Source organism: Paracoccus gahaiensis, from assembly GCF_005048225.1.
GTDB classification, from domain to species: Bacteria; Pseudomonadota; Alphaproteobacteria; order Rhodobacterales; family Rhodobacteraceae; genus Paracoccus; species Paracoccus gahaiensis.
On record NZ_SUNI01000009.1, the window covers coordinates 37,820 to 58,196 of the forward strand.

Here is a 20,377-nt window from a genome sequence, read left to right on the forward strand (position 1 = left end):
GGGAGGCAAGGCTCATTTGACCAGCGTCAGGCGCCGCGAATTGGCCCGGGTGCGACGCCCATAGGGCCGCAGGCCCGCCGACAGCATCCGCTCGGTGCTGTGCCCGCGCATGCCGGCACTGGCCATGGCATAGATCGCCTCGGACGCGGCAGCCTGTTTTTCCGCGATCATGCGGAAGGGCTCTCCGGGGGCCTGGGCCACCAGGCCCATCATGCCGGCCATGCGCATCCCGATCACCATCTGCGCCTCGATCGCCATGCGCGAGAACTGGGTCACCAGACGTATCTGCGCCGCAGGAAGAATCATGGGGTTCATTGCAAATCCTACTTTATGGTGCCCGAACAATTGTCGCGCGACAGAGCCAGCATGATGCCGGGCTCTTGATCGGACAACAAGAACATCGCACCAGAGTTCCGGAAATCGGCCCAACGCAACTTGGCAATCGACCCCTGCCATGTATAGAGGCAGGTTCATGACACAGACGTTGACTCTCCGCCGACCGGACGACTGGCACTTGCATCTGCGCGATGGCGCGATGCTGACCGCTGTCGCTCCGCAGTCCGCAGGCTTCGGCCGCGCGATCATCATGCCCAATCTGGTGCCCCCGGTCACGACCGGCGCGCAGGCGGCCGCCTATCGCGACCGCATCCGCGCCGCCCTGCCGGCCGGTGCGGCGCTGGACCCGCAGATGACGCTGTATCTGACCGACACGACCGATCCGGCGGATGTGATCGCGGCCTTTCGCGCCGGCATCATTCGGGCGGTGAAGCTCTATCCGGCCGGCGCCACCACCAACAGCGCCTCGGGCGTGACCGACTTCGACCGCGTGCGCCCGGTGCTGGAGGCGTTGGCCGAGGCCGGCGTGACGCTGTGCGTGCATGGCGAGGTGACCGATCCGGCGGTGGACATCTTCGACCGCGAGGCCGTGTTCATCGACAGCGTGCTGGACCCCCTGCGTCGCAAGGTCCCGGGCCTGCGGGTGGTGATGGAGCATATCACCACCTCCCAGGGCGTGGCCTATGCCCGCGCGGGCGGCGACGATCTGGCCGCGACCATCACCACGCATCACCTGGTCATCAACCGCAATGCGATCCTCGCGGGCGGCATCCGGCCCCATTACTACTGCCTGCCGGTCGCCAAGCGCGAGGAGCACCGGCTGGCCCTGCGCGAGGCCGCGACCAGCGGCGAGGCGCGGTTCTTCCTCGGCACCGACAGCGCGCCTCATACCGATGCCGCGAAGCTTCAGCCCTGCGGCTGCGCGGGCTGCTTCACGGCGCCCAACACCCTGTCGATCCTGGCGCAGGTGTTCCAGGACGACGGCGCGCTGGACCGGCTGGAAGCCTTCACCAGCCTGAACGGCGCCGCCTTCTATCGCCTGCCCCCGAACGAGGACCGGATCCGCCTGACCCGCCGCGACAGGCCCGCCCCCTACCCCACCCACATCACCGCAGGCGACGAGACGGTCACCGTCTTCGACCCCGGCTTTCCCCTGCACTGGCATCTGGAGGACGCATGAGCCTGACCTTTCCCGCCCGCGACGAGATCGCCCGCCTCACCGCCCGGATGCTGCTGGAGATCAAAGCGGTCGATTTCAATGCCGCTCAGCCCTTCACCTATGCCTCGGGGCTCAAGGGCCCGACCTATGTCGATTGCCGCCGCATCATCAGCTTTCCCCGCGTCCGCGCCACGCTGATGGACTTCCTGGCCGCGACCGTGCTGCGCGACGCGGGCTTCGAGGCCTTCGACAATGTCGCGGGCGGCGAGACCGCCGGCATCCCCTTCGGCGCGATGGTGGCGGAACGCTTGGGCCTGCCGATGACCTATGTGCGCAAGAAGCCGAAAGGCTATGGCCGCAATGCCCGGATCGAAGGCGTCATGACCGAGGGCCAGCGCGTGTTGCTGGTCGAGGATCTGACCACGGATGGCGGCAGCAAGCTGTCCTTCGTCGATGCGATCCGCGAGACGGGGGCCACCTGCGCCCATACGGCGGTGATCTTCTCCTACGGCATCTTCCCCGAGACCACCGGGCGGCTGGCCGATCACGGCGTGACGCTGCATCACCTCTGCACCTGGTGGGACGTGCTGGCCGAAGCGCGGGCGCAGGCCAGCTTCGACGCGGCCACGCTGGCCGAGGTTCAGGCCTTCCTGACCGATCCCCGGGCATGGCAGGCGGCAAACGGCTGAGCGCCGCTTATCCACAGCCTGTCCACAGATCCATGCACCGAAAACCGGGGGCGGGCGATTTCAACGTGCCACCCTTTGCGCTAGGCTGGCCCGAACCAGAAGAAAGACAGGCAGAGACATGACAGGCTTGCGCGTGATCATCCCCGGCCAGACCGAGGGCGCCGAGGACAAGCAGGCGATCCCCTTCTCGCTGGAGGCCGAGCAGCAATTGCTGGGCGCCCTGCTGACGAACAACGACGTCTTCGACCGCGTCAGCCAGATCATCAAGTCCGAGCATTTCTACCACCCCGTCCACGCCCGCATCTTCGACATCTGCGCCGAACGCATCCGCCGCAACGCGCTGGCGAGCCCGGTCACGATCAAGGCCTTCCTCGACAATGATGACGGGCTGAAGGAGCTGGGCGGCCCCGCCTATCTGGCCCGCATGGCCGCCTCGGCGATCAGCGCCTATGCCGCGCGCGACTATGCCCAGATGATCCGCGAATTCGCCCTGCGCCGCGAGCTGATGCTGCTGGGCCAGGACATCTCGGCCCGCGCCTCGACCGTCGAGGTGGGCGACGATGCCGAGGAGCAGATCAAGGCCGCCGAACAGACGCTGTACAAATTGGGCGAGGCCGGCACCGCCGAACGCGGTTTCCAATCCTTCCTGAAAGCCGTGACCGGCGCCGTGCAGGTGGCCAATGCCGCCTATCAGCGCGACGGCAAGCTGTCCGGCATCTCGACCGGGCTGATCGACCTGGACGGCAAGATGGGCGGGTTGAACAATTCCGACCTGATCATCCTGGCCGGGCGCCCCTCGATGGGCAAGACCGCTCTGGCCACCAACATCGCCTTCAACATCGCCAAATGCCACAAGCTGGGCGAAAAGCCCGACGGCACCCAAGGCTCGGTCGAGGGCGGGGTCGTGGGCTTCTTCAGCCTCGAGATGTCCGCCGAACAGCTGGCCGCGCGCATCCTGTCCGAGGCCGCCGAGGTGCCAAGCGAACGCATCCGTTCGGGCAACATGGACGAGGGCGAGTTCCGCCGCTTCGTCGAGGCCGCGCATGCGCTGCAGAACTGCCCCCTCTTCATCGACGACACGCCGGCCTTGCCGATCAACCAGCTGGCCGCCCGGGCGCGGAAACTCAAGCGGACCCACGGGCTGGACGTGCTGATCGTCGACTACCTGCAGCTGCTGAAGGCCGCCACCGCCAAGGACAGCCGCGTGAACGAGGTCAGCGAGATCACGCAGGGCCTCAAGGCCGTCGCCAAGGAACTCAACATCCCGGTCATCGCCCTGTCGCAGCTGTCGCGTCAGGTCGAGAACCGCGAGGACAAGCGCCCGCAGCTCTCGGACCTGCGCGAATCCGGCTCGATCGAGCAGGACGCCGACATCGTGATGTTCGTCTTCCGCGAGGAATATTACAAGGAACGCGAAAAGCCCTCGGACAGCGACCTCGACGCCATGGCCCGCTGGCAGCAGGTGATGGAGAACGTGCATGGCAAGGCCGAGGTGATCCTGGGCAAGCAGCGCCACGGCCCCATCGGCACGGTGGAACTGGCCTTCGAGGGCCAGTTCACCCGCTTCGGCAACCTGGCCCGCGATCGCCAGACCCAGTGGGACTGAGCCTGCCCGTCCCGGTCGCCACGATCGGGCTGCTGCTGGCCTCGAACGTCTTCATGACCATCGCCTGGTATGGCCATCTCAAGTTCAAGACGGCACCGCTGGTCACGGTGATCTTCATCAGCTGGGGCATCGCCTTCTTCGAATACCTGATGCAGGTCCCCGCCAACCGCATCGGCCACGGCTATTACAGCGCCGCCCAGCTGAAGACGATCCAGGAGGTCATCAGCCTCTCGGTCTTCGCGATCTTCTCCTGGATCTATCTCGGCGAGAAACTCGGCTGGCAGCACGGCATCGGCTTCTCGCTGATCTGCCTCGGCGCCTGGTTCATCTTCCACGACTTCGGCTGACCGCCCGCAGCCCGCCCTCTTTCATCTTGGCCCAAATATCCCCGCCGGAGGCCCTTCATTCGACGCCTCCCGCCGACATCCGATCCCGGCCGCGGGGGGTGCGGGGGGCCGGCCCCCCGCCGTCGCGGGACGCAAATCCGCGGCCCACTCTGGCGCCCCGCCCGGCCGCGCGCTAAGCACGGATCGCGGGCCATTCTGCAGATCATGCAAACCTCCCGCCGACAGGAGGTCTGATGCTGCGCACCCCGCCCCATATGCTGACGCTGGTCGCGCTGTCCGGCGTCTCGGCCCTGTCGATGAACGTGTTCCTGCCCTCGCTGCCCGGCATGGCCCGCGATTTCGGCGTGGATTATGGCGTCATGCAGCTGTCGGTCTCGGCCTATATCGGGGCCAGCGCGGTGCTTCAGCTTCTGGGCGGTCCGCTCAGCGACCGGTTCGGGCGCAGGCCCGTGGTCATCTGGGGACTCATAGGCTTCCTCTTGGCCACCATCGGCACGCTTCTGGCGACGACCGCGACGACCTTCCTGGTCTTCCGCCTGCTGCAATCGGTCATCACCGTCTGCATGCTGGTGCCCCGCGCCGTGGTCCGCGATCTCTACGAGGGCGACCAGGCGGCCTCGATGCTGGGCTATGTCACGATGGGCATGGCGGTCGTGCCGATGATGGCCCCGGTCTTCGGCGGGGTGCTGGACGAGGCCTTCGGCTGGCAGGCCAATTTCGCCCTGATGGGACTTCTGGGCATCGCGGTCCTCGTCCTCGCCTTCCGCGACATGGGAGAGACGGTGCGCGGCGGCGGCCTGCCTTTGCGCCAGCAATGGGCCAGCTATCCGATCCTCGCCCGCTCGCATCGGTTCTGGGGCTATTGTCTGGCGGCGACGCTGTCCTCGGGGGCGTTCTTCGCCTATCTGGGCGGCGCGCCCTTCGTCGGGGATCAGGTCTTCGGCCTGACCCCGGCGCAGGTCGGCTACTGGTTCGCGGCGCCCTCGATCGGCTATGTGACCGGCAATTTCCTGTCGGCACGCTATTCGCCGCGCCTCGGGCTGAACCGGATGATCCTGTTCGGGGCGATCACCTGCGTGGTGGGCCTGTCGCTGGCCCTGCTGGCGGATCTGTCCGGCCTCGTGCGACCGCTGATCTTCTTCGGCGCCATCGCGATGATGGGCCTGGGCAACGGCATGGTGCTGCCCAATGCCACCTCGGGCATGATGAGCGTGCGTCCCGAGCTGGCGGGCACGGCCTCCGGCCTTGGCGGCGCGCTGGCGGTGGGTGGCGGCGCGGCCCTGTCGGCGCTGGCCGGCAACTTGCTGCAGCCCGGCAGCGGGGCCACGCCGCTGCTGGTCATCATGGCGGCCTCGGCCTTCGGATCGCTGCTGGCCATCGCATGGGTCTATCGGCGCGAGGCGCAGGTGCTGCGCCAGGGCTGACCCCCTTGCCCCACAGGCTTTGCAACGGCTAGGACAGGGTTTGCAAAGGGAGGGGCGCCATGGCCACGCAAAAGATCTATGCCGGCAGTGCGCTCCGCGAAACCCGGTCGCGCGCCGTCCTGACGCAACGCCGCTTTGCCGAGAGGCTGGGGGTGTCCCTGCCCTATCTCTCGCAGATGGAAAACAACCACCGCCCCATCAGCGCGGGCGTGCTGCTGCGCCTGGCGCAGGAATTCGGCACCGACCTGACGACGCTGGCGGCGGGCGACGCCGAACGCATGGTCATCGACATGCAGGAGGCGCTGGCCGATCCCCTCTTCGACGGCACCCCGCCGCTGGCCGACCTGCGCCTGGCCGCGACCAATGCCCCGGCGCTGGCCCGGGCCTTCCTGGATCTCTACCGCGCGCATCGCGAGGGGCAGGAGCGGCTGGCCGCCCTGGACGAGGCGATCGGGGCGGCCAGCCAGAACAGCCTGTCGACGCCTTGGGAGGAGGTGCGCGACTTCTTCCACTATTGCGATAATTACATCGACGCCGTGGACCGCGCCGCCGAGCGCTTTGCCTGCCCCGAAGGGCAGCGCGGCGATCCCTGGCTGCTGGCCAGCGCCGCCCTGGCCGATCGGGGCATCCGGGTGCAGCTGACCGAACTGCCCGCAGCCGCCGTCTTTCGCCGCGATGGCGACCGGCTGCTGGTCAACCGCGCCGCCGAGGCCCCCACCCGTCTGTTCCAGCTGCTGCATCTGGTCGCGCTGGAGCATCAGGGCGATCTGCTGGAGGCGACGCTGGATCTGGCCCGCTTCCGGAGCCCCACCGCGCGGCAGATCGCCCGGTTGGGGCTGGCCAACTATTTCGCCGGGGCCGCGCTGATGCCCTATCGCCCCTTTCTGGCCGCCGCCCAGGCCGAGCGCCACGATCTGGAACGGCTGGCCCATCTGTTCGGCGCCTCGCTGGAGCAGGTGGCGCACCGGCTGTCGACGCTGCAGCGGCCCGGCGCCAAGGGGGTGCCGCTGTTCTTCGTGCGCGTCGATCAGGCCGGCACCATCACCAAGCGCCATTCCGCCACCCGCCTGCAATTCGCGCGCTTCGGCGGCGCCTGCCCGCTGTGGAACGTGCACCAGGCCTTCGAGCAGCCGGGCCGGTTCCTGCGCCAGCTGGCCGAGACGCCCGATGGGGTGCGCTATCTGCTGCTGGCGCGCGACGTGTCCAAACATCCTGGTGCCTTCAATGCGCCCGTGCGCCGCTTTGCCATCGGGCTGGGGGTCGAGGTCGCCCATGCGACGGGCATGGTCTATGCCGACGGGCTGGACCTGACCCGACCCCGGGCCTTCGAGCCGATCGGAATTTCCTGCCGGATCTGCCCGCGCCGCGACTGCCACCAGCGATCCGTGCCGCCGATCGACCGGGCGCTGCGCATTCCGCAGGACCGGAACGGGCCGCTCCCCTATGAAATCGCGTAACTAATTACAATTAGCTCATTTAATTCGGCGGATCCCCGCCGAGCGAGGCAGGGTTCCGCCAATGCGGGGAACCCTGCGCGTGCGTCCCGTTGCCAAGAAGGCACGCCTGCTGTTTACCCAAGGGCGAACGGAACCAACGCGCCACCGACCCAGAAACAGGCGTGCTTTCGGGGGACAATATCGGACAATGACGGTGATGGATCGACTGAACGCGTCGCTTGAAAAGTGGCTGCCCGAGCAACGGCTTTTCCTTCGGTCCGATGACACCACGCGCTTTGTCCGCCTGCGCCCCCTCACCCAGGCCGTGGGCATCAGCGGCATCACCCTGGTCTTCGGCTGGACGCTGGTCGCCAGCTCGGTCCTGGTGATCGACGCGGTGGGCTCCGGCCAGTCCCGCGACCAGATCCAGCGCAGCCAGGCCGCCTTCGAGGAACGGCTGGAGCAGCTGCAGGTCGAACGCGACGCCCGCGCCGCCGAGGCACTGGCCGCGCAGTCCCGCTTTGCCGTCGCGCTGGAGCAGGTGTCGCAGATGCAGACCCAGCTTCTGTCCTCCGAGGAAAGCCGCCGCGAGATGGAGACGGGCCTGGCCGCCGTCCAGTCCACCCTGCGCGACACGCTGGCCGAGCGCGACCCCGCCGCGACCGGTCCCGACCTTGCCGCAGCCCCCGACCGGGCCGAGGAATTCTCGGTCGCGCTCGACATCCTGTCGGGCGAACTGCGCAGCGCCGCCGACCAGCGCGTCGAGGCCGAGCATGACGCCGAATCCGCCCGCCTCACCGCGCAGGAGCTGACCGTCGAGCGCGACCAGATCCTGGCCCGCAACGACGAGATCCTGACCCAGCTGGAGGATGCCGTGACCGTCTCGGTCGCGCCTCTGGACGACGTCTTCCGCAGCGTCGGCATGAACCCCGACGACGTGCTGCGCACCATCCGCAGCGGCTATTCCGGCCAGGGCGGCCCGCTGACCCCGATGTCCTATTCGACCCGGGGCAATGCCGCGCTGAGCGAGGGCGAGACCAAGGCCCGCCAGATCATCGTGACGCTGGACCAGATGAACACCTATCGCATCGCCATCGAGAAGCTGCCGCTGGCCATGCCTGTCACGCAGAACTTCCGCTATACCTCGGGCTTCGGGCGCCGGTGGGGCCGGATGCATCAGGGCATCGACATGGCCGGTCCCGTGGGCACGCCGATCCACACCACGGGCGACGGCGTCGTGACCTTCGCGGGCCGCAGCGGCGCCTATGGCAACCTGATCAAGATCAGCCACGAACTGGGCACCGAGACCCGCTATGCCCACCTGAACCGCATCCATGTGAAAGTTGGCGATCGGGTGTCGCAAGGAGAGCGGATCGGTGATATGGGGAATACTGGGCGTTCGACCGGGCCGCACCTGCATTACGAGGTGCGCATGAACGGTCGGGCCGTGGACCCGATGAGCTTCATCAAGGCAGCAGACAATGTTCAGTAAGACCCGCGTGACCGAGACCCGCCCTCCCCAGACCCCCGCCGCACCGGCAGGCGCCGAGGTTCCCTCGCCGGAACCCGATCGTGGCGCCGAGATGCAGCCGACCGCAGCCGTCGCGCCCCGCGCGCGCGTCTCGCCCTCGGTCCTGTCCCCCGACCTGACGGTCACGGGCAACATCCAGACCCAGGGCGACATCACCATCGAGGGCACGGTGGAAGGCGACATCCGCGCCCGGCAGCTGACCATCGGAGAGACCGCCACCATCAAGGGCGAGATCGTTGGCGACGACGTGATCGTGCATGGCCGCGTCGTGGGCCGCGTGCGCGGCCTCAAGGTCCGCCTGTCCGCCTCGGCCCGGGTCGAGGGCGACATCATCCACAAGACCATCGCCATCGAATCGGGCGCCCATTTCGAGGGTTCGGTCCAGCGTCAGGAAGACCCGCTCAGCAATGGCGGCACCAAGAAGCTGGCGCCGCCGATCGGCGACTGACCGCCCTGCCCTTGCGCTGAAGCAGGTCCGCCCCGGCGGGCCTTTTTCATGCGCGCTTCAGCCGTAGCTGCGGCGCAGCGCCTCGGCGATGGGGGGGGTCACGAATTTCGACACGTCGCCGCCAAGCCGCGCGATCTCCTTGACCAGCTTCGATGCGATGGCCTGCCGCCGCGCATCGGCCATCAGGAAGACCGTCTCGATGCTGCTGTCCAGCGCCCGGTTCATGCCGACCATCTGGAACTCGTATTCAAAATCCGCCACCGCCCGCAGTCCGCGCACGATGATGCTGGCGCCGACATCGCGGGCGCAATCGATCAGCAGGTTCTCGAACGGGTGGACGACGATCTCGCCGCCGGTCGTGGCGATGATGGCGTCGCATTCGGCCTGCACCATCGCCACGCGGGCCTCCAGGTCGAACAGCGGACCCTTGTCGCGGTTGATCGCCACGCCGATGACCAACCGGTCGACCAGCGCCATGGCACGCTGGATGATGTCGATATGGCCAAGCGTGATCGGATCGAACGTGCCGGGATAAAGGCCGATGCGCATGAAGATCGCGTCCTTGGATCAGGGTCCTGTTCCCACAGGCAAAGCGCATTTCCGTCGCGATTGCAAGGATGTGACCGTCTGCGACCCGGCGTCACGCGCCCATGATCATGCCCGTCAGCGCCTCGCGCTCGGCCGCCAGCTCCTTCAGGCGCCCGCTGACCGCATCCCCGATCGAGATCACGCCCAGCATGTCGCCCTGCTCGTCCACCACCGGCATGTGGCGGAAGCGGCCTTGGGTCATCCGCTCCAGGATGGTCAGAGCATCCTCGCCGGTGGTGCAGGTCTGCACTTGGGTCGTCATCACGCCGCTGATGGGCGTGGACAGCACCTCGACGCCGTGCTTGCCCAGCTGCCGCACGATGTCACGCTCGGACAGGATGCCGTCGGGACGTCGCCCGTCCTGCGACACGACGACCGCACCGATGCGTTTTTCGGCCAGGATGCGGGCGGCCTCGCCTAGGGTGGTGTCCGGGGTGATCGTCACGATCGTCCCGGCGTCGATCCACGGCTTGGCGGTATCCGATTTCATCGACAACAGATGCTTGACCAGCATGATGGGCCCCTTCGGCTTGGTTCCTAACATCATTTTCGCCGAATCGCCCGGCGTCAAGTCCCACCTACGGGGCACGGCGCCAGCAACCCCTCCAGCCGCAGCACTTCTGCCCGGATGCCCTGCGCCAGCGCATCGGCCAGCAGGCTGAGGCGGCGCGAGGCCCGGTCGTCGGCATGTCGGATCAGCCAGAAGCTGCGCCGCAGCGCGATGCGGTCGGTCAGGATCCGCTGCAGCCCCGGCGCGAAAGGCACGGCGAAGTCATGCACGATCCCCAATCCCGCCCCCGCCCGCACCGCCTGCATCTGCACCGCCACGGAATTCGAGCTGATCTGCGCCACCTCCATCCCCGTCGCGGACAGATAGTCCAGCTCGCGGTCGAAGATCATGTCGGGGATATAGCTGATCATCCGGTGCCCCTTCAGGTCGGCCAGATCGCGCAGCGGCGGATGGCGGGCCAGATAGTCCCGATGCCCCGCCAGGTGCAGCTGATAGTCGACCAGCCGCTGCACCAGCAGCCGCCCCGTATCGGGCGGCGAGACGGCGATGGCCATGTCGGCCTCGCGCCGCGTCAGGTTCACCACCCGCGGCAGGGCGACGATCTGCACCTCCAGCCCCGGGTGGGCGTCGCACAGATCGCGCGCCACCTGCGGCAGCAGATAGTTCGCGCAGCCGTCCGGCGCCCCGATGCGCAGTTGCCCGGTGATCCCCGCCTCGGCCCGCACCGCCTCGGACGCGGCGGTCGCGGCCAGTTCGGCGGCCTCGGACGGGGCCACCAGCCGCGCCCCCTCGGCGGTCAGCGCATAGCCCTGCGGCGTCTTCAGGAACAGCGCCGCCCCCACCGCCGCCTCCAGCCGCGCGATGCGCCGCCCCACGGTCGAGGCGTCCATCGCCAGCCGCCGCCCCGCCCCCGACAGGCTTTCTGTCCGCGCCACCGCCAGAAAGATGCGCAGGTCGTCCCAGTCCATCGCGCCCCCTTTGCAGAACTGCAAAACCCTTTTGCCACCATTCCCCTTTGCACGGCATTTCCGCAAGGCTAGGGTTCGACCAAACCTACAGGAGGATGCCATGCGAGAGATACATCACTGGATCGACGGTCAGGAGTACACAGGAACGTCGGGCCGCTTCGCCGATGTCTTCAACCCCGCGACCGGCGAGGTGCAGGCCCGCCTGTCGCTGGCCACCAAGGCCGAGCTGGACCACGCCGTGGCGCAGGCCGCCAAGGCCCAGGTCGCATGGGGCGCCACCAACCCGCAGCGCCGCGCCCGGGTGATGATGGCCTTCGTGGGCCTGATCAACCGCGACATGGACAAGATGGCCGAGATGCTGTCCTCGGAACATGGCAAGACCTTCGCGGATGCCAAGGGCGACATCCAGCGCGGGCTGGAGGTGATCGAGTTCTGCATCGGCGCCCCCCACCTCTTGAAGGGCGACTTCACCGACAGCGCCGGCCCCGGCATCGACATGTATTCCATGCGCCAGCCGCTTGGCGTGGTGGCGGGCATCACGCCCTTCAACTTCCCCGCCATGATCCCGCTGTGGAAGATGGGCCCGGCGCTCGCCTGCGGCAATGCGATGATCCTGAAGCCCTCCGAGCGCGACCCCTCGGTACCCCTGATGCTGGCACGCCTGCTGCAAGAGGCGGGCCTGCCCGACGGTGTGCTGCAGGTGGTGAATGGCGACAAGGACAGCGTCGACGCGATCCTCGACAACGAGACGGTGCAGGCGGTGGGCTTCGTGGGCTCGACCCCGATCGCGCAATACATCTACGAACGCGCCGCCCAGAACGGCAAGCGCGCGCAATGCTTCGGCGGCGCCAAGAACCACATGATCATCATGCCCGATGCCGATCTGGACCAGGCGGCGGATGCGCTGATCGGGGCGGGCTACGGGGCGGCGGGCGAACGCTGCATGGCGATTTCGGTCGCTGTGCCGGTGGGCGAGGCCACCGCCGACGCGCTGATCGAGAAGCTGATCCCGCGCATCGAGAAGCTGAAGGTCGGTCCCTGGACCGCCGGCGCCGACATCGACTACGGCCCGGTCGTGACCAAGGCCGCCAAGGAGAACATCCTGCGCCTCGTGCAGACCGGCATCGACCAGGGCGCCGAGCTGGTCGTCGACGGCCGCGACTTCAACCTGCAGGGCTACGAGAACGGCTTCTTCGTGGGGCCCCATCTCTTCGACCGCGTGACGCCCGACATGGACATCTACCGGACCGAGATCTTCGGCCCCGTCCTGACCACCGTCCGCGCCGCCAGCTACGAAGAGGCGATCGGCCTGGCCATGGACCACGAATACGGCAATGGCACGGCCATCTACACCCGCGACGGCGACACCGCGCGCGACTTCGCCAGCCGCATCAACATCGGCATGGTCGGCATCAACGTCCCCATCCCGGTGCCTTTGGCCTATCACACCTTCGGCGGCTGGAAGAAATCCGGCTTCGGCGACCTGAACCAGCACGGCCCGGACGCGTTCCGCTTCTACACGCGCACCAAGACCGTGACCGCGCGCTGGCCCTCGGGGATCAAGGAAGGCGGAGAGTTCAACTTCAAGGCGATGGACTGATCCTTCTTCTTTGACCAAATACCCCGCAGGGGTCCGGGGGGCGCGCAAGCCCCCCGGCGCTCGCGGGACGCAAAGCCCCCAAGGCCCGCGCCGACCACGGCCCCACCGACAGGGCCCCGAATGACACAAGACCCCGACTTCACCCTCGGCATCGAGGAAGAATACCTGCTCGTCGATGCCACGACCTTCCAGCTGGCCGCCGCCCCGCCCGCGCTGATGGCGGCGCTAGCCGACGATCTGGGCGATCAGGTCAGCCCGGAATTCCTGCGCTGCCAGATCGAGATCGGCACCCCCGTCGCCCCCGACATCCGCCAGGCGGGCGACCTGCTGCGCCATCTGCGCGCGACGGTCGCCACCCGTGCGGCCGAGCACGGCCTGGCGCCGATCTCGGCCTCGTGCCACCCCTTCGCCGACTGGCGCCAGCAGGACCATACCGACAAGGACCGCTACAACCAGCTCTCGCGCGACATGGGCGGGGTCGCGCGGCGCATGCTGATCTGCGGGATGCATGTCCATGTGGGCATTCCCGATCCGGCGCAGCGGATCGACCTGATGGGGCAGATGGCCTATTTCCTGCCGCATCTGCTGGCGCTGTCGGCCTCCAGCCCCTTCTGGATGGGGCAGGACACGGGACTGGCCTCCTACCGCACCACGGTCTTCGGCGACATGCCCCGCACCGGTCTGCCCCCGGCCTTCGGCTCCTGGGCCGAATTCGAACGCTCGGTCAGCGTCCTGACCGATCTGGGCATCCTCGAGGACAGCTCCAAGATCTGGTGGGACCTGCGCCCCTCGTCGAAATACCCCACGCTGGAGACCCGCATCTGCGACGCCTGCCCGCATGTCGCGGATGCGCTGACGCTGGCGGCGCTGATCCAGGCGACCCTGCGCATGCTCTGGCGCCTGTCGCGCAGGAACCAGCGCTGGCGGCAATACGAGCCCTTCCTCTTGAACGAGAACCGCTGGCGCGCCGCCCGCTACGGCACGACCGAGGGGCTGATCGATTTCGGCGCCGGGGCCATCCTGCCCTTCGACCGCATCGCCGAGGACTGGCTGGAGCTGATCGCCGAGGATGCCGATGCGCTGGACAGCCAGCCCTTCGTCGCGCGGCTGCGCGGGATGGTGGCGGGCGGCACCTCGGCGCAGGCGCAGCGCGAGGTGGCCGCCCGCGCCCGCGCCGTCGGGGCCAGCGAGGACGAGGCGCTGCAGGCCGTCGCCCGCCACCTGACCGAGGCGTTCCGCCGCGACCTGTGACATGCGGGGTTGCAACAATCCTGCAACATCTGCCACCTAGACACTGATCAATTCACGGCCGCCGGGGAGGGAGACCGCATGGATTTCGCAATGACCGAGGAACAGCAGGCCATCTTCGACATGGCCCGCGACTTCGGCCAGACACGCATCGCACAGCATGCGCAGGACTGGGAACGGCAAGGCACCATCCCGCGCGACCTGTGGCCCGACGTGGCGGCCCTGGGTCTGGGCGGCATCTTCGTCTCCGAGGAACATGGCGGCGCGGGCCTGTCGCGGCTGGACGGGACGCTGATCTTCGAGGCGCTGGCGATGGCATGCCCCTCGGTCGCCTCGTTCCTGTCGATCCACAACATGTGCGGCGGCATGATCGACCGCTTCGGATCGCCCGAGGACCGGCAGGCCTGGCTGCCCGGCCTCTGCGCGATGACGACGGTGTTCAGCTATTGCCTGACCGAACCCGGCAGCGGCTCGGACGCGGCGGCGCTGCGCACGCGGGCCGACCGGACGGACGAGGGCTGGCGCATCAACGGCACCAAGGCCTTCATCTCGGGCGGCGGCTATTCGGATGCCTATGTCACCATGCTGCGCACCGGCGCCGAGGGGCCGCGCGGGATCAGCACGGTGATCGTGCCCGCCGATGCCCCTGGCCTGTCCTTCGGCGCGCCCGAGGACAAGATGGGCTGGCGCGCCCAGCCCACGACGCAGGTGCAGTTCGACGATTGCACCGTCCCCGCCGCCAACCTGCTGGGCGACGAGGGCCGGGGCTTCGCCTATGCGATGGCGGGCCTCGATGGCGGGCGCCTGAACATCGCCGCCGCCGCCTTGGGGGGCGCGCAGGCGGCGCTGGACGCGACACTGCGCTACATGGGCGACCGGCAGGCCTTCGGGCAGTCCCTGGACCGCTTCCAGGCCCTGCAGTTCCGCCTGGCCGAGATGGAGACCGCCCTGCAGTCCAGCCGCATCTTCCTGCGTCAGGCCGCGTGGAAGCTGGATCAGGGCGCGCCCGACGCCTCGAAATTCTGCGCCATGGCCAAGCTGCAGGTCACCGACCGCGCCTTCGAGGTGGCCAATCAGTGCCTGCAGCTGCATGGTGGCTATGGCTATCTGGCCGATTACGGGATCGAGAAGATCGTGCGCGACCTGCGCGTCCATCAGATCCTGGAGGGCACGAACGAGATCATGCGCCTGATCATCAGCCGCGCCATGATCGCCGAACGGGGGTAAGGCATGGCTGATCTGGACATCCGCATCGCGGGCCGCGCGGGGCGCATCACCCTGACCCGAGAGCGGGCGCTGAATGCGCTGACCCATGACATGGCGCGGGCCCTTCATCAGGCGCTGGACGGCTGGCGCGACGATCCGGCCGTGGCGCTGGTAGTCATCGACGCGGCGGGCGAGCGGGCCTTCTGCGCGGGCGGGGACATCGCGGCGGTCTATCACGCGGGCGTGGCGGGCGATCATCAGCGGGGCCGCGCCTTCTTTTGCGACGAATACCGCATGAATGCCGCCATCGCGACCTTCCCCAAGCCGGTGGTGGCCCTCATGCAGGGCTTCGTCATGGGCGGGGGCGTGGGCATCGGCGGCCATGCCAGCCACCGGATCGTCGGCGACACGACCCGCATCGCCATGCCCGAAAGCGGCATCGGCCTGATTCCCGACGTGGGCGGCAGCTGGCTGCTGGGCCGCGCCCCGGGCCGGATCGGCGAATACCTGGCGCTGACCGGGGCGCGGATGGGACCGGGCGATGCGATCCATGCGGGCTTTGCCGACCTGTATCTGCCCGAGGCCGATTGGCCCGACCTGATCGCCGGGCTGGAGCGGGACGGCGACCTCTCCGCCCTGACCGGCAAGCCCGTGCCGGAGGCCGCGCTGGACCGGCGCGACCTGTCCGCCTTCGGCGGGCGGCACCTGCCCGACATCGTCGCCGCGCTGGAGGCGGCAGGCGACGACGAGCCGCTGGCCGCGCTGCGCCGGAACTCTCCGCTGTCGATGGCGGCGGGGCTGGCGCTGGTGCGGGCGGCGCGCGCCGACGAGCGGATGCAGCAGGCGCTGACCCGCGAATACCGTTTCACTGCCCGCGCCACCGCCGAAAGCGACTTTCTGGAGGGCGTGCGCGCGCAACTGATCGACAAGGACCGCAGCCCGCGCTGGACGGCCCGGTCGGACGAGGAGATGGTGCGCGCCCTGCTGGCGCCGCTGGATCAGGACGAATTGCTGTGGGAGGACGCGGAATGAGGATCACCGTCATCGGACTGGGCAACATGGGCGCGCCCATGGCCGCCAATCTGGCCGCCGCCGGGCATCAGGTCACGGGCTTCGACACGGCCGCGCCCATGCCCGAGGGCGTGAGCGCCGCCGCCAGTGCCGCCGAGGCCGTGCAAGGGGCCGACGCCGTCATCACCATGCTGCCCAATGGCGCCATCCTGCGCGCGGTGGCCGATCAGATCGTCCCGGCCATGCCGCCCGGGGCGCTGTTCTGCGACTGCTCGACCGTCGACGTGGACAGCGCCCGGGCCGTGGCCGATCAGGCGCGGGCAGCGGGGCTCGGGGCGCTGGACGCGCCGGTCTCGGGCGGGATCGGCGGGGCGCAGGCCGGGACGCTGACCTTCATGGTCGGAGGCAGCCCCCAGGATTTCGCGCGCATGGAGCCGCTGTTCGCGATCATGGGCCAGAAGGCGGTGCATTGCGGCGACAGCGGCGCGGGACAGGCCGCCAAGATCTGCAACAACATGATCCTGGGCGTGACCATGATCGCCACCTGCGAGGCCTTCGGGCTGGCCGACAGGCTGGGGCTGGACCGGCAGAAGATGTTCGACGTGGTCTCGACCAGCTCGGGCTACAGCTGGTCGATGAACGCCTATTGCCCGGCGCCGGGCGTGGGGCCGACCTCGCCCGCCGACAACGACTATCGCCCCGGTTTCGCCTCCGAGCTGATGCTGAAGGACCTGACCCTGGCTCGGCAGGCCGCCGAGTCCTCGGGGGCCGAGACGCCGATGGGGGCGATGGCCCGGCAGCTTTACGAGGATTTCGTGCAGCATCAGGGGGGCGCGGGGCGGGATTTCTCGGCCATGCTGACGCGCTTCCAGACCGATCGTTCCTGAAAAACCGCTTGCCGGACGGGTTTAACTGATTTTTGATGTCTGCTCATGACGGCAACTTCCCTCATCAGACGCCACCTTGTCAGGCGCCCGCGCAGGATCGGCTGCGCCCCGGGCCTTGTCGCGGCCATCGTCGCTCTGCTTGGGGAATCGAGTGCCGACGGGGCGCGGGCTCAGGACCCGGAAATCCTGCCAATCGTGGGGGAAACGCCCCGGCCTGATCAGATAAGCCCGATCGAGGATCCCGGAACGGTCGGTCTGGGCCCCGGCCATCCCGGCAGCTTCTATGCCATCGTGGCGGGCCATCTGGTGCGGATCGATGCGGCCAGCGGCCGGATCCAGTCCATCCTGAGGCCCCTGCCCGCCCCGCCGGCCCCGCCGGACTGAGGCTTTCCTGCCATATGCATGGCCGATATGTCTTGGCGCAGGGGAACAGTTGACCCGACGCCGGGTTGGACCCAGACAATCTCGAGGACAAGATGACGCCACTGCACCCCTTTGCTGCCGTGGCGGCAGGGGCCATCATGGGTCTTGCCGCTTTGACAGCACCCAATTCCGGGTCTGCGCCCCAGACCGACGCATGGCCGCCCTGTTCAAAGGCCTGTGTCGTCGCCGCCGCGACCGCCCTCGTCGCGGTCGGGGATGTCGCAGCCGAGGCGAAGCTGCACATGATCACCCATCCGGGCCGGTACGGCCTGTCCGAGCCCCCCAAGGGCGAACGCTTTGCCGTGCTGGACGGACGCCTGGTCCGCGTTCACACGGAAACCATGCAGATCCGGTCGGTCCTGCGGCCGATCACCCAGATTCTGGACTGACCCTCAGCCGTCCAGCAGGGCGCGCGCGGCCTCGGTCGCGGCCTCGGTCACCCGGTCCCCCGACAGCATCCGCCCGATCTCGTCCACGCGCTCGGGCGCGGACAGGGCCACGACCGTCGAGGTCGTCATGCCGTCCGTCACCGATTTCGACACCCGGAAATGCACGGCGCCCAAGGCCGCGACCTGCGGCGAATGGGTGATGACCAGCACCTGCGCACCCTCGGCCAGCGCCTGCAGGCGACGGCCCACGGCATCTGCGGTGGCCCCGCCCACGCCGCGGTCGATCTCGTCGAAGATCATCACCAGCGCATCGTTGCCGCGCGCGAGGCAGACCTTGAGCGCCAGAAGAAAGCGCGACAACTCCCCGCCCGAGGCGATCTTGTCCAAGGGCCCCGAGGGCGCGCCGGGGTTGGTGGCGACCGTGAAGGCGACCGTGTCGCGCCCCTCGGGGCCGGGCTCTCCGGGCGAGACGACGGTCAGGAAGACCGCGCGCTCCATCTTCAGCGGCACCAGCTCGCCGGTCACGGCGGCGTCCAGCCGGACCGCGGCCTCGGTCCGGGCGGCGGTCAGCGCGGCGGCAGCGGTGTCATAGGCGGCCTCGGCCTCGCGGGCGGCGGACCGCAGCGCGGCCATCTGCGCCTCGCCGGCATCGATCCGCTCCAGCCGGTCGCGCAGTTGCCCGGCCAGACCGGCCAGATCGTCGGGCAGGATGTCGTGCTTGCGGGCCAGTGCGCGCAGGGCGAACAGCCGCTCCTCGGTGCTTTCCAGCGCGGAGGGGTCGAAGTCCAGCGCCGACAGCGCCTCCTCGATGCCCTGCGTCGCCTCGCCCAATTCGATCAGGGCGCGGGACAGGGCCGCCAGCGGCGCGTCCAGACGACCCTCGGCCTGGGCTGCGGCCCCCTCCAGCCAGCGCGCGGCATCGACCATCGCGGTCTCGGCCCCGTTGCCGCCCAGCATCTGCAGGGCGCGGGCCACGTCATCGCGGATGCGCTCGGCCCCCTGCATGGCGCGGCGGGCAATGTCCAGACGCTGCTCCTCGCCGGGCTCGGGCGACAGCTTGTCCAGCTCGGCCACGGCGTGGCGCAGATACTCCTCCTCCTGCCGGGCGGCGGCCAGGGCGGCCTCGGCCTCGGCCAGCACCCGCGCCGTCTCGCGCCGCGCGGTCCAGGCGGCGCGCACGGGCGACAGATCCAGCGCCCCGAAGGCGTCCAGCAGGGCCCGGTGGCCGCGCGGGTTCAGAAGGCCCCGGTCGTCATGCTGGCCATGCAGTTCGACCAGCACCTCGGACAGCTGCCGCAGCACCTCGCCCGACACGCGGCGGTCGTTCACCCAGCCCGTCTTGCGCCCGTCCAGCCCGTTCGTGCGGCGCAGGATCAGCTCGCCCTCCTCGACGGTGATGCCGGCCCCGGACAGGATCTCGCGCGCGGGATGGATCTCGGGCAGATCGAAGACCGCCTGCACCTCGCCCTGCACCGCCCCCTGCCGCACCAGTTCGGCGCGCGAACGCCAGCCCAGCACGAAGCCCAGACAGTCCAGCAGGATCGACTTGCCCGCCCCCGTCTCGCCGGTCAGCACGTTCAGGCCCGGACCGAAGGCCAGGTCCAGCCGGTCGATCAGCAGCATGTCGCGGATGTCGAGCGATCTCAGCACAAGACCGCCCGCGGCCGGATCATCATTACAGCCAGCGCCCCTGAATGGTCTGCCGGTAGATGTTGCCCAGCCAGCTGTCGCCCTGCGCCTCGGGCGCCAGGCCGCGCCCGCGCAGCTGGCGGAAGGCGTCGTCGTAGAAGGGCGAGGACTGGAAGTTGTGGCCCAGGATCGCGCCCGCCGTCTGCGCCTCGTTCAGCAGGCCAAGCGCCAGATAGGCCTCGACCAGCCGCAGCAGCGCCTCGGGGGTCTGGGTGGTGGTCTGGAATTCCTCGACCACGACCCGGAAGCGGTTCACCGCCGCCGTGTAATGCCCCTGCTTGAGGTAGTAGCGCCCGATCTCCATCTCCTTGGCGGCCAGATGGTCGAAGGCCAGGTCGAACTTGAGGATCGAGCTGCGGGCATATTCGCTGTCGGGATATTGCTCGATCACCGTGCGCAGCCCCTGCAGCGCCTGAAAGGTCAGGCCCTGATCGCGGCCCACATCGTCGATCTGGTCGTAATAGGACAAGGCCAGCAGGTATTGCGCATAGGCCGCATCCTCGTCGCCGGGATAGCTGTCCAGAAAGCGCTGCGCCGCACCGCGCGCCTCTTCGTAATTGCCGGCGCGGTGATTGCCATAGGCCTGCATGATCAGTGCGCGCCGCGCCCATTCGGAATAGGGATAGAGCCGCTCGATCTCGCTGAAATAGAAGACGGCATCGTCGGGCTCGCCGCTGTTCTCCAGCTCGAACTCGCCGCGCTTGTAGATCTCCTCGGCGGTGAACTGGTCCAGGTTCTGGCGCAGGGCCGCATCGCGGTCGCCGGCGCAGCCCGTCAGGATCAGGCCCGCCAGCGCCGCAGCCATCACCGAAGCCGAAAATCTCGAGCCCGCCATCTTCACCCTGCCCTGCAATTTCTGCCGCCCCGCAACCCCTGGGGGC

The 20,377-nt window shown here is 68.7% G+C and carries 21 protein-coding genes; 15 read left to right on the forward strand and 6 right to left on the reverse strand.

Translation table 11 applies throughout. The features are described from left to right. Window positions 1-12 precede the first annotated feature (12 nt). Window positions 13-315, reverse strand: coding sequence for an antibiotic ABC transporter (locus FA743_RS10580; protein WP_246054920.1), 303 nt, complete (start codon window positions 313-315; stop codon window positions 13-15). Between the two features lie 157 nt (window positions 316-472). On the opposite strand from FA743_RS10580, the gene pyrC reads away from it, so the two are divergent. The 8 genes from pyrC to FA743_RS10620 all read left to right on the forward strand — a co-directional run bounded on the left by pyrC (window position 473) and on the right by FA743_RS10620 (window position 8,976). Continuing rightward, complete coding sequence (gene pyrC, locus FA743_RS10585; protein WP_136886078.1) at window positions 473-1,516, forward strand: dihydroorotase; 1,044 nt, start codon at window positions 473-475, stop codon at window positions 1,514-1,516. Continuing rightward, complete coding sequence (locus FA743_RS10590) at window positions 1,513-2,184, forward strand: orotate phosphoribosyltransferase (RefSeq protein WP_136886079.1); 672 nt, start codon at window positions 1,513-1,515, stop codon at window positions 2,182-2,184. Before pyrC ends, FA743_RS10590 begins: the two co-directional genes overlap by 4 nt. Window positions 2,185-2,302: 118 nt before the next feature. Beyond that, window positions 2,303-3,790: a replicative DNA helicase gene (locus tag FA743_RS10595; RefSeq protein ID WP_136886080.1), complete on the forward strand. Its 1,488-nt coding sequence runs from the start codon at window positions 2,303-2,305 to the stop codon at window positions 3,788-3,790. Further along, window positions 3,787-4,137 carry a DMT family protein gene (locus FA743_RS10600; protein ID WP_136886180.1) on the forward strand — a complete coding sequence of 117 codons (351 nt, stop codon included), beginning with the start codon at window positions 3,787-3,789 and terminating at the stop codon, window positions 4,135-4,137. Before FA743_RS10595 ends, FA743_RS10600 begins: the two co-directional genes overlap by 4 nt. 233 nt (window positions 4,138-4,370) lie before the next feature. Further along, complete coding sequence (locus FA743_RS10605) at window positions 4,371-5,561, forward strand: multidrug effflux MFS transporter (protein WP_136886081.1); 1,191 nt, start codon at window positions 4,371-4,373, stop codon at window positions 5,559-5,561. A gap of 59 nt (window positions 5,562-5,620) precedes the next feature. Further along, entirely contained in the window at window positions 5,621-7,018 is a 1,398-nt protein-coding gene (locus FA743_RS10610; protein ID WP_136886082.1) for a helix-turn-helix domain-containing protein, read from the forward strand. Between the two features lie 196 nt (window positions 7,019-7,214). After that, entirely contained in the window at window positions 7,215-8,489 is a 1,275-nt protein-coding gene (locus tag FA743_RS10615) for a DUF5930 domain-containing protein (RefSeq protein WP_342774387.1), read from the forward strand. Continuing rightward, complete coding sequence (locus FA743_RS10620; RefSeq protein ID WP_136886084.1) at window positions 8,479-8,976, forward strand: bactofilin family protein; 498 nt, start codon at window positions 8,479-8,481, stop codon at window positions 8,974-8,976. Before FA743_RS10615 ends, FA743_RS10620 begins: the two co-directional genes overlap by 11 nt. Window positions 8,977-9,033: 57 nt before the next feature. Here FA743_RS10620 and coaD read toward each other — a convergent pair whose 3' ends face one another. From coaD to FA743_RS10635, 3 genes are all read right to left on the reverse strand, one after another. Further along, window positions 9,034-9,525 carry a pantetheine-phosphate adenylyltransferase gene (gene coaD, locus FA743_RS10625; RefSeq protein WP_136886085.1) on the reverse strand — a complete coding sequence of 164 codons (492 nt, stop codon included), beginning with the start codon at window positions 9,523-9,525 and terminating at the stop codon, window positions 9,034-9,036. 91 nt (window positions 9,526-9,616) lie between these two features. Then, entirely contained in the window at window positions 9,617-10,078 is a 462-nt protein-coding gene (locus FA743_RS10630; RefSeq protein ID WP_136886086.1) for a CBS domain-containing protein, read from the reverse strand. Between the two features lie 53 nt (window positions 10,079-10,131). Further along, window positions 10,132-11,043, reverse strand: a complete 912-nt coding sequence (locus FA743_RS10635; protein WP_136886087.1) for a LysR family transcriptional regulator — start codon at window positions 11,041-11,043, stop codon at window positions 10,132-10,134. 100 nt (window positions 11,044-11,143) lie between these two features. On the opposite strand from FA743_RS10635, the gene FA743_RS10640 reads away from it, so the two are divergent. The 7 genes from FA743_RS10640 (at window position 11,144) to FA743_RS10670 (ending at window position 17,807) form a co-directional block, all read left to right on the forward strand. Next, window positions 11,144-12,643, forward strand: a complete 1,500-nt coding sequence (locus tag FA743_RS10640) for a CoA-acylating methylmalonate-semialdehyde dehydrogenase (protein ID WP_136886088.1) — start codon at window positions 11,144-11,146, stop codon at window positions 12,641-12,643. Window positions 12,644-12,763: 120 nt separating this feature from the next. After that, the gene (locus FA743_RS10645) at window positions 12,764-13,894 is read left to right on the forward strand and encodes a carboxylate-amine ligase (protein ID WP_136886089.1); all 1,131 of its coding nucleotides are present in this window, start codon (window positions 12,764-12,766) and stop codon (window positions 13,892-13,894) included. A 78-nt stretch (window positions 13,895-13,972) separates the two neighbouring features. Further along, window positions 13,973-15,118, forward strand: a complete 1,146-nt coding sequence (locus tag FA743_RS10650; RefSeq protein ID WP_136886090.1) for an acyl-CoA dehydrogenase family protein — start codon at window positions 13,973-13,975, stop codon at window positions 15,116-15,118. Between the two features lie 3 nt (window positions 15,119-15,121). Beyond that, a complete protein-coding gene (locus tag FA743_RS10655) occupies window positions 15,122-16,129 on the forward strand; it encodes an enoyl-CoA hydratase/isomerase family protein (RefSeq protein WP_136886091.1) in 1,008 nt (335 codons plus the stop codon). Next, window positions 16,126-16,995: a 3-hydroxyisobutyrate dehydrogenase gene (gene mmsB / locus FA743_RS10660; protein ID WP_136886092.1), complete on the forward strand. Its 870-nt coding sequence runs from the start codon at window positions 16,126-16,128 to the stop codon at window positions 16,993-16,995. Before FA743_RS10655 ends, mmsB begins: the two co-directional genes overlap by 4 nt. Window positions 16,996-17,190: 195 nt before the next feature. Continuing rightward, window positions 17,191-17,379: a hypothetical protein gene (locus FA743_RS10665; protein WP_136886093.1), complete on the forward strand. Its 189-nt coding sequence runs from the start codon at window positions 17,191-17,193 to the stop codon at window positions 17,377-17,379. Between the two features lie 92 nt (window positions 17,380-17,471). Next, window positions 17,472-17,807, forward strand: a complete 336-nt coding sequence (locus tag FA743_RS10670; RefSeq protein ID WP_136886094.1) for a hypothetical protein — start codon at window positions 17,472-17,474, stop codon at window positions 17,805-17,807. A 3-nt stretch (window positions 17,808-17,810) separates the two neighbouring features. Here FA743_RS10670 and recN read toward each other — a convergent pair whose 3' ends face one another. Together recN and FA743_RS10680 are read right to left on the reverse strand one after the other, a co-directional pair. Continuing rightward, the gene (gene recN / locus FA743_RS10675) at window positions 17,811-19,457 is read right to left on the reverse strand and encodes a DNA repair protein RecN (RefSeq protein WP_136886095.1); all 1,647 of its coding nucleotides are present in this window, start codon (window positions 19,455-19,457) and stop codon (window positions 17,811-17,813) included. Window positions 19,458-19,482: 25 nt separating this feature from the next. Continuing rightward, window positions 19,483-20,331, reverse strand: coding sequence for an outer membrane protein assembly factor BamD (locus tag FA743_RS10680; RefSeq protein ID WP_136886096.1), 849 nt, complete (start codon window positions 20,329-20,331; stop codon window positions 19,483-19,485). Window positions 20,332-20,377: the final 46 nt, after the last annotated feature.